This window comes from Marinicrinis sediminis (assembly GCF_042685085.1).
Classification (GTDB): Bacteria; Bacillota; Bacilli; order Paenibacillales; family KCTC-33676; genus Marinicrinis; species Marinicrinis sediminis.
On record NZ_JBHUMM010000043.1, the window covers coordinates 415,885 to 429,970 of the forward strand.

General features: G+C 49.5%; 13 protein-coding genes. 9 read left to right on the forward strand and 4 right to left on the reverse strand.

The window, feature by feature from the left end; translation table 11 throughout:
- Window positions 1-140: 140 nt before the first annotated feature.
- Window positions 141-761 (reverse strand): transcriptional repressor LexA, encoded by a 621-nt coding sequence (gene lexA, locus ACFSUC_RS15765; protein ID WP_379930583.1) that lies wholly within the window; start codon window positions 759-761, stop codon window positions 141-143.
- A 178-nt stretch (window positions 762-939) separates the two neighbouring features.
- Between lexA and ACFSUC_RS15770 the strand changes: the two genes are divergently transcribed.
- The 4 genes from ACFSUC_RS15770 (at window position 940) to ACFSUC_RS15785 (ending at window position 3,241) form a co-directional block, all read left to right on the forward strand.
- The gene (locus ACFSUC_RS15770; protein ID WP_379930584.1) at window positions 940-1,455 is read left to right on the forward strand and encodes a LysM peptidoglycan-binding domain-containing protein; all 516 of its coding nucleotides are present in this window, start codon (window positions 940-942) and stop codon (window positions 1,453-1,455) included.
- 217 nt (window positions 1,456-1,672) lie between these two features.
- Window positions 1,673-1,867, forward strand: coding sequence for a DUF896 domain-containing protein (locus ACFSUC_RS15775; RefSeq protein ID WP_379930585.1), 195 nt, complete (start codon window positions 1,673-1,675; stop codon window positions 1,865-1,867).
- Between the two features lie 35 nt (window positions 1,868-1,902).
- Entirely contained in the window at window positions 1,903-2,415 is a 513-nt protein-coding gene (locus ACFSUC_RS15780) for a hypothetical protein (RefSeq protein WP_379930587.1), read from the forward strand.
- 7 nt (window positions 2,416-2,422) lie between these two features.
- A complete protein-coding gene (locus ACFSUC_RS15785) occupies window positions 2,423-3,241 on the forward strand; it encodes an HAD family hydrolase (protein WP_379930588.1) in 819 nt (272 codons plus the stop codon).
- 191 nt (window positions 3,242-3,432) lie between these two features.
- Here the strand turns inward: ACFSUC_RS15785 and ACFSUC_RS15790 are convergent, their stop codons facing one another.
- Window positions 3,433-3,972: a 1,2-dihydroxy-3-keto-5-methylthiopentene dioxygenase gene (locus ACFSUC_RS15790; RefSeq protein ID WP_379930984.1), complete on the reverse strand. Its 540-nt coding sequence runs from the start codon at window positions 3,970-3,972 to the stop codon at window positions 3,433-3,435.
- A 246-nt stretch (window positions 3,973-4,218) separates the two neighbouring features.
- On the opposite strand from ACFSUC_RS15790, the gene metH reads away from it, so the two are divergent.
- The gene (metH, locus tag ACFSUC_RS15795) at window positions 4,219-7,665 is read left to right on the forward strand and encodes a methionine synthase (protein ID WP_379930589.1); all 3,447 of its coding nucleotides are present in this window, start codon (window positions 4,219-4,221) and stop codon (window positions 7,663-7,665) included.
- 205 nt (window positions 7,666-7,870) lie between these two features.
- Entirely contained in the window at window positions 7,871-8,809 is a 939-nt protein-coding gene (gene rnz / locus ACFSUC_RS15800; protein WP_379930590.1) for a ribonuclease Z, read from the forward strand.
- A gap of 49 nt (window positions 8,810-8,858) precedes the next feature.
- Here the strand turns inward: rnz and tlp are convergent, their stop codons facing one another.
- Both tlp and ACFSUC_RS15810 read right to left on the reverse strand, forming a co-directional pair.
- Window positions 8,859-9,086, reverse strand: coding sequence for a small acid-soluble spore protein Tlp (gene tlp, locus ACFSUC_RS15805; RefSeq protein WP_379930591.1), 228 nt, complete (start codon window positions 9,084-9,086; stop codon window positions 8,859-8,861).
- A 116-nt stretch (window positions 9,087-9,202) separates the two neighbouring features.
- Window positions 9,203-9,526: a hypothetical protein gene (locus ACFSUC_RS15810; protein WP_379930592.1), complete on the reverse strand. Its 324-nt coding sequence runs from the start codon at window positions 9,524-9,526 to the stop codon at window positions 9,203-9,205.
- A gap of 280 nt (window positions 9,527-9,806) precedes the next feature.
- On the opposite strand from ACFSUC_RS15810, the gene ACFSUC_RS15815 reads away from it, so the two are divergent.
- The 3 genes from ACFSUC_RS15815 (at window position 9,807) to ACFSUC_RS15825 (ending at window position 14,079) form a co-directional block, all read left to right on the forward strand.
- Complete coding sequence (locus ACFSUC_RS15815) at window positions 9,807-10,043, forward strand: hypothetical protein (RefSeq protein WP_379930593.1); 237 nt, start codon at window positions 9,807-9,809, stop codon at window positions 10,041-10,043.
- A 311-nt stretch (window positions 10,044-10,354) separates the two neighbouring features.
- A complete protein-coding gene (locus ACFSUC_RS15820; RefSeq protein ID WP_379930594.1) occupies window positions 10,355-12,640 on the forward strand; it encodes a DEAD/DEAH box helicase in 2,286 nt (761 codons plus the stop codon).
- The gene (locus tag ACFSUC_RS15825; RefSeq protein WP_379930595.1) at window positions 12,637-14,079 is read left to right on the forward strand and encodes a ribonuclease H-like domain-containing protein; all 1,443 of its coding nucleotides are present in this window, start codon (window positions 12,637-12,639) and stop codon (window positions 14,077-14,079) included. Before ACFSUC_RS15820 ends, ACFSUC_RS15825 begins: the two co-directional genes overlap by 4 nt.
- Window positions 14,080-14,086: the final 7 nt, after the last annotated feature.

Below are 14,086 nucleotides of genomic sequence, written 5' to 3' on the forward strand. Positions count from 1 at the left end.
CGAATAGCCCTCTTCATCTTCAAATGTAATAGCGAGCAGGCGGCAGGAAAGCCGGGAGCTGCACGCAACAAAGCCCTCTGTCCAAAAACGGAGGGCTTTGACGATGATTGCACATATAAGAGCTTGTCCATGCTTGTTCATTAGTGAATGTTGCGAAACAGTCCGATCACTTTTCCTAAAATTGTGGCATTTGGCAGGCGTATCGGTTCCATGGAGGCGTTCTCTGGTTGCAGTCGGATATGATCTTTTTCTTTATAGAACCGTTTGACCGTAGCTTCATCCTCGTCTGTCATGGCCACTACAATTTCCCCGTTGGCCGCGGTGTTCTGTTGACGTACAATGACGTAATCGCCATCATGAATGCCGACTTCGATCATACTGTCTCCGATGACAGACAACATAAACACTTCTTCATCCCCAACATAATAGCTGGGTAGTGGAAAATATTCTTCAATGTGTTCGGTTGCCAGGATGGGTGCGCCTGCTGTTACTTTCCCCAGCAAAGGTACCTTGCTTACAGCGAGTGGGAATTGCGGCTCTCCGGTTTCCTCATCGAGAATTTCAATGGCTCTCGGCTTGGTTGGGTCACGCCGGATGAGACCTTTTTTTTCCAGTCTCTCGAGATGTCCGTGTACCGTGGAACTGGAAGCCAGTCCTACGGCTTCTCCGATCTCCCGAACGGAAGGCGGATAGCCTTTTTCTTTAACCTCGGTTTTAATAAATTCAAGTATCGCTTGCTGTCGATTTGAAAGCTTGGTCACTGTCATCACTCCACAACCTTGGTAATGTATTCGGTCTTGCTGGAACTGTCACATTCTTCTTGTAGGAAATTATACCATAGAACTCCGGTTCCCACAAACATGAGTTCGTAAAAAGGCTTGACACAAACAGATGTTCTTGTTAATCTGATTACAGAACAAATGTTTGGAGGTCGTTCTCATGCACTACGATCAATTTCTTGCTTCCCCTGTTTCTACAACGAAGTCTGCTCCAACACCATCTGCTCCAACACCATCTGCTTCTACACATCCTTCTGTTTCATCCAAGTCGGGCAAACCACCGTTTCTGGATGCGCAGCATACAAGATCACTGCTTTACACCTATTCCAATTCGATCGGTTCCGAAACAGGCCTGGACCAAAAAACCCGGTTACACAAAAGAAGAATGATGCGTTTCGTTCTGCTTACGGCGATTGCGATTCTTTTGGTCAGTTTCTTGTACGGGGCGATTGCGCGGGCCGGACATTCGACGGACGAATCAGGTCAAGAAGCCGTGTATACAATAGAAGAAACCAAACAGCAAGTGGTCATCCAGCCCGGTGACACGTTGTGGGAACTGGCTCAGTTACATGCACCCAAGGGAACGTCCCTGCAGGCTTATGTATATGAACTCAAGCAAGTGAACAATTTGAAGAATCAGCTGCTCCAACCTGGAGATGTCCTGCTCCTTCCATAACTATCGCATGACATTTGCTTTCACCAGCTGCGTTCTTTTTCTCCTTCTTTTCTCTACCTTCATACTTTTGAATCGAACAGTCGAATTTGATGGTGACAGGTTATCCGGTCTTTGCGGGATAGCCTTTTTTGTATGGATTGAAAAAATTGAGAATTCCTCCTGCTTGACAACCGACAGGCATGATGGCAAAGTAATGAAGTAGACAGGAGGGGAGACCATGATTGATGCGAAAATCATAGAAAAAATCAATGAACTGGCACGCAAGAAAAAATCAACAGGGCTAACACCTGCTGAGGAAAAAGAGCGAGCCAGACTGAGAGAAATCTATTTGGAGCAATTCCGCGGTCAACTGAGACAGCAGCTGGATCAGATTGAAATTGTAGATGATGAGGAACCGAGAACCAAACACTAATTGATATTGGACCCATTGACGGGAGGCCGGACGTTGTGTCAAGAAAATGGAAAAGAATGATTGATAAAAATAGCAGTCAGTTAAATCAGCAACGAAAAAAGAAGGGGCAGCCGGAGTTGAGCTCGGGGCCTGTCTCTTATCAACTATATAAGGGAAGAAGTCTCATTCTTCCCTCCTTCCTGATGTTGATCGGTATATTGTTCTTCTTCACATACTCTCAGGCTGGTAATCAGGACACGCTGTATTGGTTTACGGTAGGGATGTATGTGCTTCTGGCGATCTATTATTATTTCCGCAGACCTTACCTGAAAATTATGAAGAATGAACTGGCCACACGAAAGCTGGGCAGGGAAGTCTATCTGAAGCCAGCAGAGATTCAGAGTATTGCCTATGATGGCAAGGGCATTGCCATTTCTCTTCAAAACAAACGGACGAAATGGATGTTCTCCAAAGGCCTGAATCGTTATCCCGTGGATGCGATGGCGACCTCGCTAAAGGAATTTGCACTGAAAAACGGCATTACCTACTCGAATAAACATGAAGGGTGAGAGGAATTTGGCGATCAAAGCGGTTTGGTTTGACCTTGATGATACATTGTTATGGGATGCAAGAAGTGTACAGGAATCATTTGAGGTAACCTGTGAGAAAGCAGCGATGAAATACGCCGAGCTGGATGCGGCGAAGCTGGAGGAAGCGGTTCGGGAAGCTGCCAGAGATCTCTATGCGGGATACGAAACGTATGGATTTACTCAAAACATTGGTATTAACCCGTTCGAGGGACTATGGGGGAACTTCAGAGGCGAGACGCATGAAATGTTTCATAAAATGGAACAGATTGTGCCGCAGTATCGGACTGATGCGTGGACGAAGGGTCTCAAGGCACTTGGCATAGAAGATGCAGAGCTGGGCCATGAGCTAGGAGAGATGTTTGCCGCAGAACGGAGAAAGCGTCCGTATACATATGAGGAAACGTATACGATTTTGGATGAATTGAAGGAAAGCTACAAACTGGTGCTACTGACCAATGGTTCTCCAGATTTGCAAAATGAAAAGTTGTCTGCGGTTCCAGAGCTGGCACCCTATTTTGATTTGATTATGATCTCCGGCAAGTTCGGAAAAGGCAAGCCTTCTCCGGAGCTATTTGAGCATGTCATGGAAGAAGTGGGTGTAAGCGCGGACGAGGCCATCATGGTGGGGGACAAGCTGACCACTGATATTAAGGGAGCCAACTCCGTCGGCATCACCTCGGTGTGGATTAACCGCGAGAATCATCCGCCATCAGATGAGATCAAGCCGGTATATGAAATCAAGCATCTCAGTGAATTACACGGTATCTTGAAGGAACTGAATGCAAAACAGAAAACAAAAATTTGATGATACACAAACGCCCTGATTTTATTATCAGGGCGTTTCGATTTGCAATTGAGCATGTTCGTATATCGTAAATCAACCTAATAGATTGTAAGAGTGAGATCGTCTGCAATCTTTTCCATGCAGCTTCATCATGAAAAAAGCTGCCTCGTTGAACCGTTCTGGTTCAACAAGACAGCCTGTAGATCAGCCTGCTATTTTTGAAAGCTCGGATCTGCGAATGGATGGGCAATCCAGCCTTCCGTTTCGATAAAGAGACGAACGGCAACGATCTGCCGATTATCCATCAGTGTAAAAAAGTGCGGTTTTTCCTCCGGTACGGAAATGACATCTCCAGCTTCAAGTTCCACATCGAAGTAACCCACATCGTCGGTTCCTTTAATGATAAAGATGCCTTTTCCTGCGGTGATGGCGCGAACTTCATCTTCTGTATGCGTATGGACTTGCTCGAATTTTTTAAGAATTTCGTCCAGGTTCGGAGTGGCGTCAGACAAGGCGACCACATCCCAGGTACGATAGCCGCGACGCTGGGCGAGATCTCGGATTTCCTCGTCAAAAGTATGGAGAATCTCGTTCTTTTCTTCATCGCTCAGCACAAACTTCTCTTTCAATTCCTGAGGAAGCTTGTCTGGATTCCAATGTTCGTAAAGTACCTCTTGCTTATCCAGAAATGCCCGTACCTGCTCTTCTCCGCGAATACGTTCATCGTTGTTGCGAATGCGAATTTCTGCCATCATTGATCACTACCTTTCTCGTTTCATCCAGTATCCCCATTATAGAAGATTCATATAGGGTTGTCGATAGTATAAAACCAAGTAAACCACTTTGAATAGATATATTTTCCGTTTGAGCGTGGTCAAATCCGCATGATTCTGTTAGACTGATAGAGGAATGTTAACAAAAAAAGCGTAAAACCATGCCAGACCATATAGAGTGACAAGTCAAACTACAGATTTGCAGAGAGTCGGGGGGAATTCATAATGAAGAAGATACCGTTGGAAGAACGACTGCGTCAAAAAATCATGATCCTGGATGGCGCGATGGGCACGATGTTGCAGCAGGCTGATCTGACTGAAGCGGATTTTGGTGGGGAAGATTTGGATGGGTGCAACGAGATACTCGTGCTGACCCGCCCGGAGTTGATCCGTCAGATTCATGAAGCGTATTTCGAAGCAGGAGCAGACGTGGTAGAAACCAATACATTCGGTGCCACCAGCGTGGTACTGGCCGAATACGATATTCCAGAAAAGGCGCGTGAAATTAACCTCGCCGCGGTAAAGCTGGCAAAGGAAGCAGCTAAGAAATATTCCACGCCCGAAAATCCGAGATATGTGGCAGGGGCTCTTGGACCGACCACCAAGACGTTGTCTGTGACAGGCGGTGTCACCTTTGAGGAACTCGTGGACAGCTACGAAGAGCAGACCATTGCCTTGATTGAAGCCGGTGCGGATGCCATATTGCTGGAAACCAGTCAGGATACCCTGAATGTCAAGGCGGGAACCATCGCCATTCGCAACGCATTTGAGAAGACAGGTCAAACTTTGCCGATTATGATATCCGGCACGATTGAGCCGATGGGCACCACACTGGCAGGGCAAACGATTGAATCCTTCTATATTTCCCTGGAGCACGTCAATCCGGTTTCTATTGGCTTGAACTGTGCCACGGGTCCTGAGTTTATGAGGGATCATATTCGCTCCTTGTCGGACGTATCCAAAACGGCTATCAGCTGTTATCCCAATGCCGGACTGCCGGATGAGAACGGGGATTATCATGAATCACCGGAGTCACTGGCCAAAAAGCTTGGCGCATTCGCGGAGCAAGGCTGGCTGAACATGGCGGGCGGCTGCTGCGGAACGACGCCGGATCATGTGCGTGCGATCGCCGAAGTGATGGCACAGTATGAGCCCCGCAAAACGATTGGCATACATCCACCGGCCATTTCCGGTATCGATACCGTCTATATCGAAAATGAAAATCGTCCCTATCTGGTGGGAGAGCGTACCAATGTGCTCGGTTCCCGTAAATTCAAAAGACTGATCGTGGAGGGCAAGTATGAAGAGGCATCCGAGATTGCCAGAGCCCAGGTGAAGAGCGGTGCTCATGTCATCGATGTCTGCTTGCAGGACCCGGATCGGGATGAAGTCGCAGATATGAATGAGTTTTTGTATCACGTGGTGAAGAAAGTCAAGGCACCGCTGATGATCGACTCCACCGACCCGGATGTCATCGAGCTGGGACTGAAATATTCACAGGGGAAAGCGATCATCAACTCCATCAACCTGGAGGACGGGGAAGAGAAATTTGAGCGGATTGTACCGCTGATCCATCGATATGGAGCGGCTGTCGTGGTCGGTACGATTGATGAGCAGGGACAAGCTATCACCCGGGAAGGCAAGCTTGAAGTTGCCAAGCGTTCCTATGATTTGCTGGTAAACAAATATGGCTTGAATCCGTCCGATATTATTTTTGACCCCCTTGTTTTCCCGGTCGGAACCGGAGATGAGCAGTATATCGGTTCTGCGAAGGAGACCATCGAGGGTATCCGCCTGATTCACGAGGCCATGCCGGAAACGCATTCGATTTTAGGACTTTCAAATGTCTCCTTTGGTCTTCCGAATGCTGGACGCGAGGTACTGAATGCGGTCTATTTGTATCACTGTACAAAAGCCGGTCTGACCTATGCGATCGTGAATTCGGAAAAGCTGGAGCGTTTCGCCTCCATTCCGGAGGAAGAGCGTCTGTTGGCGGAAAAGCTGATTTTCGAGACGACCGATGAATCACTCGCTCAATTCGTTGCCTTTTATCGGGACAAAAAGGTTGAGAAAAAAGAAATCAAATCCAACCTGTCGCTGGAGGAGCGTCTGGCCAATTACATTATTGAGGGAAGCAAGGACGGACTGCATGAAGACCTCGCACAAGCGCTGGAGAAATATCGTCCGCTACAGATCATCAACGGGCCATTGATGGAAGGAATGGCTGAGGTAGGGCGATTGTTCAACAATAATGAACTGATTGTGGCCGAGGTACTGCAAAGTGCGGAAGCGATGAAGGCATCTGTCGCCTATCTGGAACCTTACATGGAACAGGCCGAAACGTCCGTCAAAGGCAAGATTATTCTGGCGACGGTTAAAGGGGACGTACACGATATCGGGAAAAATCTCGTTGAGATTATATTGTCCAACAATGGCTACCAAGTCGTGAATCTTGGCATCAAGGTCCCGCCTGAACAACTGATTGAAGCATACAAACGGGAGAAACCGGATGCAATTGGTTTGTCCGGCCTGCTCGTCAAATCGGCACAGCAAATGGTGATCACGGCACAGGATATGAAGACAGCCGGCATCGACGTCCCGATTATGGTGGGAGGCGCAGCGTTAACCCGCAAGTTCACCAAAACCCGAATCGGTCCGGAATATGACGGTCTGGTGTTGTACGCCAAGGACGCCATGAACGGCCTGGATCTGGCCAATCAGCTGATGAATCCGGCAGTCAGAGAGCAGATGGTAGAAGAGTTAAGAAACGAGAAACAGTCCGATGTGATGCAGTCAGGCAAGAACGATACCGTGATGCCGAAACTGACACGTGCGGTGCGTTCCAACGTATCTACGGAGGCCCCGATCTTCCTGCCGCCGGATCTGAAGGAGCATGTACTCAAGCAGTATCCGCTCAGCCATCTGGTTCCGTATATTAATGAACAGATGTTGCTTGGTCATCATCTGGGGCTGAAAGGCAATGTAGAAAAACTGCTGGCTGACGGTGATCCCAAGGCGACACAGCTGAAGGAAACCGTCGATCAGATCATCCAGGAAGCTATAAAGGACGGCATTGTTGAGACAAATGGCATGTATCGCTTCTTTCCGGCTCAGTCAGACGGAGATGACATCCTCGTTTATGATCCGGAGGATCACAGCAAGATCCTGAAAACCTTCTCCTTCCCTCGTCAACAGGTGGAGCCTCACCTTTGTCTGGCAGACTTCCTCAAATCGAAGGAGAGCGGACAAATGGATTATGTTGGCTTCCTCGTTGTGACAGCAGGACGAGGCATTCGGGAGCGAGCTGAGGAATGGAAGAACAAGGGTGACTACCTGCGTTCGCATGCCTTGCAGGCAGTGGCCCTTGAAACGGCGGAAGCGTTCGCCGAGCGGGTGCATCATATGATGCGGGATATCTGGGGCTTCCCGGACCCGCAGGACCTGACCATGAAGCAGAGACATGGAGCGAGATACCAGGGGATTCGCGTTTCCTTCGGATATCCGGCGTGTCCGAATCTGGAGGATCAGGAGCTGCTGTTTGACCTAATGAAACCGGAGAAGATCGGAGTTGAACTGACGGATGGACATATGATGGAGCCGGAGGCTTCTGTGTCCGCCATGGTATTTGCCCATCCGGAAGCACGATATTTCAATGTCGATAAAGGCGAGTAATTCGAGTAAAATCGATCCTTATACTCGATGCTGAAATCGACGAGATCAAGACCATGCTTCGGCCTGTACAAGCAGGCTGGGAGCATGGTCTTGTTTATTAGGCAGGGAATGAGGCGTTTACCGTGGTCGCCAACCGCATAGGAGATGTGGTAGTATATGCGTAAAATGTCACAACCACGACCGAAGGACAAGGAGGAACGACCAAATGGAACTACACTTTATGGGCACAGGGGCAGGCATGCCTTCCAAAGAACGCAATGTGACCTCCATCTGTCTGAACATGAATGAGGAACGGGGAACGATGTGGATGTTTGACTGCGGCGAAGGTACGCAGCATCAGATACTGAGAACATCCCTGAAACTTGGCAGGCTTGAGAAGCTGTTTATTACCCATTTGCACGGGGATCATCTGTATGGATTGCCAGGAGTGCTGACAAGCCGTTCCAATCATGGAGCGGAGACGCATCTGGATTTGTATGGCCCTGCGGGACTGCGAGCCTTTGTGGAAACGGCACTGAGGGTAAGTGAAGCCTTTTTGGGATATACATACACGATTCATGAAGTAGAGGAAGGCGTCGTGTTCGAGGATGAGCAGGTTCGAGTGCTGGCGACCAAGCTGGAACATCGAATTGAGAGCTTTGGCTACCGAATCGAGGAAAAAGAAAAGCCCGGCAGGTTATGTCATGAGAAGCTGAAAGCGCTGGGCATTCCGCCTGGACCGCAATATGCACAAATTAAACGAGGGGAAGATATTACGTTGACGGACGGGTCGCGCCTCAAATCAGCGGATTTTCTAGAAGCGCCCATTCCAGGCAGACAAGTCGTCATTCTGGGAGACACCCGGGTACTGAATAAAACCATTGCGTTTTCCAAAAATGCCGACGTACTCGTCCATGAAGCGACGTTCGGTCAAGAGCGAGAAGCATTGGCACGCAAATATTATCATGCCACCGCCGCGCAAGCGGCGCATATCGCCTCTGAGGCCAAGGCTGCAACCCTGATTCTGACTCATATTAGCTCGCGTTATCAGCATGGAGAGGAACAGACATTATTAAAAGAAGCCAAGGAACAGTTTGAGAACACGCATCTGGCCAGAGACTTTTGGTACTTTTCCATCCCACGCAAAACCGCTTCACACAGCTAAACAGGGAGCTGAAAAAGTTCAGCTCCCTGTTACTCAGCTTTCAAAAACCTTACCGCATCCCTTGATAAGAAGCCTCATCCTTAATCTCTTCTCTCAAGCCTTCCAAACTGTAGGCTCTGCGTTCATTCTTCGCCTTCATTTGCTGCAAATCCTCTTCGTTCATTTGGGAGCCATGCGCCTGGATATAGTCCTTGGACGTTTCCAGTTTCGCTTGCGTATTCTGAACGATCTCTTGCAGACGCTCTACATTGTCGGAACGGTTGTCTGGTTTAGCCACTGAACCTCAACCTCCTTGAATGGGATCGGCTTTTGCAGCCAGTCATAGCATGCACTGCGAATCCGCCATTCATGAGCTGAAATATATGCCTGATGACGAATAGGCGTGAGTGGCATTCAGGAGGGAAGAATCTGATTCAGACCCGCTAACTGGTCTTCGCCGCGGATGGAACCGTGATTATGCTGGGTGGAAGGATAAAAGTAACCCGATCCGCGAAGGGTATGACCGTTACGGGTTTCCATTTGGATCTCGACCTCATTGCTGGAATGACGGCGAATCTGTGCCAGCAGGTCTTCATTCTGGATATGAACCAGATCAACAAACCAGGAGCTGACATTCCATTCGGTATTGACTTTCAGGTCTGCTTTTTCAAATGTCAGCCATTCCTCATTTCCCTGAAAATGAACTATGACCGATGACAGTGGATATTCTTCAAGCATGATGCAGCTTCCTCGCTTTCAAGAAGTAGTTTATGACGTATCAGTCTTATTCGTCATGACGCACGCATGATCCATCCGACTGAAGGAAAATGCCCTATGAATGGCAGGACGGATTAAGTATGACGGAATTCTGAATTCAGCCTTCATGGTTTTATCATACCAAAGTTGAACCTTGCCTGTCTCCCTCCCAACTTTCATTAAGGCTCTCATCATTTTTTTGTTTCTGGGCATACTAGTTGGCAGAAATGAGGATGAATCAAGATGGAAGGGGATCAGAAGCATGCAACCACAGGCCAATTCACTGAATACGACGGATTATGCGGTCATTGAGCAAGCTTTGCGTGAAGCGATGAATCGGGGGACAGATTATCAGGTGATGATGCAGTATCGGGATGTACTGACCAAACTGCAAGGATATCCGTCCGAGACCGGTGCCTTTTCCATGGAACAGACCCGCAATCAGTCTGCGGAGCTGGACGGATTTCGTTACGACTATGATGACAATGCCGGATTGTGAGAAGCCGCTGACAGGACCGTGCAGCAGCAGGGGTGGAAATCGCCAGAAAGAGTGCGATTTCGACCCTGTTTTTGTGTCTGGTGTCAGTTCCTGCGCTTTCCCGGGAAAAGTGGCCCCCACCCCTTTCCTAACCATCACGGCGGTATGCTTTATTGCGCACTTTCCGATTGATGATTCCTTAATGCTATACGGTATGTACGCTTTACCTGGTGACAGGCCAGGGTTTGTCGATGAATTTTTACAGAATGATTGAAGAGGGAACGTATATTCTGTAAAATAGGGACATCATCGTCATAGAGGGGATAATCGGAATGAATCGACTAACGGGAAAGGTTCATAGTGTCCATGAATGGATCGAGCAGCTTCGCAACAATCCGGAATTGATGAGTCAGGTGACCCACTGGGAGACCCTTCCGCCAAAAGAAGCCGTATTTGCCCCATTTCCGGAGGGCTTGCGTGCGGATCTGCGGCAAGCTTTGCAGGATAAGGGGATTGAACAGCTATACTCGCACCAGGCGCAGGCATTTGAAGCGGTGGAGCGGGGGGAGCATATTGTCGCCGTGACCCCGACGGCGTCCGGCAAAACGATGTGCTACAACTTGCCGGTGCTGCAGCGAATTCTGAATCATCCACATGAACGGGCCTTGTACCTGTTTCCGACGAAGGCACTCGCCCAGGATCAGGTGATGGAGCTTCAGGAACTGGCGGACCGAATGGAGGCAGACCTGAAAACACATACCTATGACGGGGATACACCACCAAACGTCAGACAAGCCATTCGAAATGCCGGTCATATCGTGGTAACGAATCCGGACATGCTGCATTCGGCGATCTTGCCTCACCATACGAAATGGGTGAAGCTGTTTGAGAATCTGACCTATATCGTGATCGATGAAGTACATGCCTATCGAGGTGTGTTCGGCAGTCATGTTGCGAATGTGCTGCGCAGACTGAAGCGTATTTGCCGTTTTTACGGTTCCAATCCCCAGTTTATTTGCGCCAGCGCGACGATTGCCAATCCGAAGGAACATACGGAACGATTTATTGAGCAGCAGGTCACCTTGGTGGACGAAAACGGAGCGCCATCGGGTGAAAAACATTTTGTCTTCTATAATCCTCCAGTCGTCAATCAACAGCTTGGTATTCGGCGCAGTGCGGTGCTGGAATCACAGAAGCTCGCTGCCATGTTGCTTAAAAACGGCATACAGACCATTGTGTTTGCACGCAGCCGGGTGCGGGTAGAACTGCTGCTTACCTACTTGCAGGATCTGGTGAAGAAAGAGCTCGGAACGAAATCCATTCGCGGCTACCGGGGCGGTTACTTGCCCAAGCAGCGCAGAGAGATCGAACGCGGGCTGCGAAGCGGAGAAATTCGCGGCGTCGTCAGCACCAATGCGCTGGAACTCGGTATCGATATTGGCCAGTTGCAAGCCTGTGTCATGAATGGCTATCCCGGAACGATTGCCAGCACATGGCAGCAATCCGGCAGAGCAGGACGCCGCCATGGAACGGCAGTTACCTTTCTGGTGGCCAGCAGCAATCCCCTCGATCAGTATGTGATCGAGCATCCTGAATTTTTCTTCCGAACGGCACCGGAGGAAGCACGTATCCATCCCGACAATCTGTTGATCTTAATGGATCACGTAAAGTGTGCAGCGTATGAGCTGCCCTTTGAACGCGGGGAGCGATTTGGTTCGGAATCCCTGGAGGATTTGCTGGAATTTCTCGTTGAGGAACAAACCTTGCATTATGTGAATGACCGCTGGTACTGGATGGATCAGTCGTTCCCGGCGCATGGCATATCACTGCGTTCAGCCGCTCAGGAAAATGTGATCATCATCGATATTTCTAATGGCAGTCAGGTGATCGGTGAGGTGGACCGTTTTTCTGCCCCTACTCTGCTGCATGAGGAAGCGATCTATATCCACGAGGGTGTGCAGTATCAGGTGGAAAAGCTGGATTTCGAAGAAAAGAAAGCATATGTACGTGAGGTGAGTGTAGATTACTTCACGGATGCCAATCTGGCTGTGGAACTGAAGGTACTGCACGAGGATCAGGAGCAGCACTACCGCACGTTCACCTGTTCCTTTGGTGAGGTGACGGTGAATGCCAAGGCCACGATCTTCAAGAAAATCCGATTGCGGACACATGAGAATATCGGGTCAGGCCCCATTCATTTGCCGGAGGAAGAATTGCATACGTCCAGCTTCTGGATTTCACTTGGCGAAGAATTGAGTGCGGGCATGAACAGAAGTGAGATGGAATCGGCTCTGATGGGTTTGTCCAATGTGCTCGGTCATCTTGCTCCGCTGTACTTGATGTGTGATCCGCTGGATATCCGAGTCGTCCCGCAGGTCAAGGCCATTCATACGAAAAGACCGACCCTGTTCTTTTATGACCGTTATCCGGGCGGTATTGGGCTAAGCGAGCGACTGTTTCAGCTTCACCGTACACTATTTGCACATGCCCTGGAACTGATGAGCGATTGTTCCTGTCTCAGTGGCTGCCCGTCGTGTGTCGGACCGATTGAAGAGGTGGGTCTGACCGGAAAACAGCGGGCGATGGACTTGCTGCGTCAGATGGAGCCGTCGTCATGAGCCGGATGCGAGATCAGTTACTGCGCAACAAGCGCAAGGATACTGCACCTGTGGAAAGGGAAGAAACCAGTGGTTCTGTACCGATACCAGTAGAAGGCGAAGAAACCAGCGCTACTGTTCCGATACCGATGGAAAGCGAAGAAAGCAGTACGCCTGTGATCATCCGGGAGGACGAGCAGGAGTGGAAGGAGCTGGACGCTGGCTATCCAAGTGCCGAGCATGGGGAATTTATAGTTCGAACACGCACCTACCCGCTTCATACGACACATGGTCATTATCAGCTCAGTGAGTTAGCGGCAAGGCTGCCTGCCTTATCCATACTTTGCAAGCAAAGGCCGCTGGAAAATCTGGAGCAATTCGTCTTTATGGATACCGAGACGACCGGACTGGGCCTGGGTGCTGGCAACCTCCCCTTTATGATTGGCGTCGGATTTTTCCAGGAGCAACAGTTTGTCATCGAACAGCTCCTGATCCGACACCCGGCAGAAGAACCTGCGCTCCTGGCTTATCTGCTCCAGCGACTGAGAGGGCGCACCCACCTGGTTACCTACAACGGCAAATCTTTCGACTGGCCGTTAATCAAAAATCGATTCATCATCCACCGCTATGAAGAGGAATCCCGGCAGCTGGAGCATATGGATGCCCTCTATCCGAGCCGAAGTCTGTGGAAACACGTACTGGAATCTTGTCGGCTTAGTATGGTCGAGAGAGAACGGCTTGGCGTAAGTCGCATGGATGATTTGCCAGGCTCTGAGGCACCAGCGAAGTATTTTGAATACCTCGCCACAAAAGATCCGCTTGTTCTGAGTGGGGTCTTTCATCACAATGAACTAGATCTGCTGAGCCTGGTCACCTTGTGTACACACATGGGGTACGCCACAGAGGGGAAGCTGGCCTATGAATATATGGGACCGGAAGAACAATACCGTTTGTTTGTATGGTATGATCGAATGGATCTGACCGCATTGGCAGAAGGGATGCTCGAGCGAATATTAAGCAGGGAACTGCCGCAACAGAAACCTTATCTCGGCGCGATCGCCTCTTATTACAAGAAGCAAAAAAAGTGGGAGTTGGCAGAAAAACTGTGGAAAGAGGATCTGACCGCTCATGCCGGTGATCGTTTGCATCCCATTGCATCTTATATCGAGCTGTCCAAGCTGTATGAGCATGTGTACAAGAAGCCGGATACTGCGCTCACTTATGCGCGGGACGCCTTGGAGCAATGGACGCGACTGAAGTCTGCTACCCGCATGGATGCTGACAGACAGGACAAGGATCGATTGGCCTTGCAAAAACGAATCGAGCGGCTGGATCGTAGATCGCAGCAGCAGGCTCACAGAAACTCGACCAGGTCCACCCGTTCACGAAATCAGAAAAAACAGCAGGGGAAAGGACAGGTTGAACAGCATGAGCACCAGGGCTTTCTGTTTGAGCTGTAAATCTTCG